Below are 512 nucleotides of genomic sequence, written 5' to 3'. Positions count from 1 at the left end.
TGTAGGTTAATATTGTTACGATTCTTATCACTATATTAGAGGAGAACCTAATGAAAGACAATGAACCAACACTCAGTTCTATCGAGGACTATAATACTCTTAAAGGGCCAAAAAAACGGATTGTTTGGGCGGTTATTATCAGCGGTTTGTTGATTGGTGCCATTTTTGTTGCCGCAAAAATGTATTACGGCAGTACAGAAGACACAATCACTGTTAATGAGAGTATCGGGAAAGTTCCAGTTAAATAATGGTAAAATCTTACCACGTCATTCCCGACTCCGATCGGGAATCCAGCTTCTAATTCTAAGGCTTTAAATGATCGCAACCGTTATCGGAGTTTATACCCTTTACATCATTATCCGCTTGTATGTCAGTGTGATGCAGATTGGTTATATCAATCAGATTAAGCGCAAAGGTGCCGTACTGATGGGTGAGCGTGAGTATCTTGATGCCGCTAACTATGCAGTCGCCAAAGAGAAACTCGGGATGATGGAGACGTTTGTTGAATACGG

1 protein-coding gene and 1 pseudogene are annotated in these 512 nt (G+C 40.6%); both read left to right on the top strand.

Annotated elements, in window-relative coordinates; translation table 11 throughout:
- The first annotated feature begins 50 nt into the window (after nt 1-50).
- A complete protein-coding gene (locus tag A3G19_RS12050) occupies nt 51-248 on the top strand; it encodes a hypothetical protein (RefSeq protein ID WP_015653995.1) in 198 nt (65 codons plus the stop codon).
- A gap of 67 nt (nt 249-315) precedes the next feature.
- Nucleotides 316-512: pseudogene (locus A3G19_RS12045) on the top strand (M48 family peptidase); the annotation flags it as partial.

This window comes from Sulfuricurvum sp. RIFCSPLOWO2_12_FULL_43_24 (assembly GCF_001829605.1).
In the GTDB taxonomy this organism is placed as follows: Bacteria; Campylobacterota; Campylobacteria; order Campylobacterales; family Sulfurimonadaceae; genus Sulfuricurvum.
Note: the sequence above shows the minus strand (reverse complement) of the source record. Positions and strands in the feature narration are given on the sequence as shown.

Excerpts from the sequence above, each read along its gene's own strand:
- A3G19_RS12050 (WP_015653995.1), top strand. The coding sequence starts at position 51 with ATGAAAGACAATGAACCAACACTCAGTTCTATCGAGGACTATAATACT.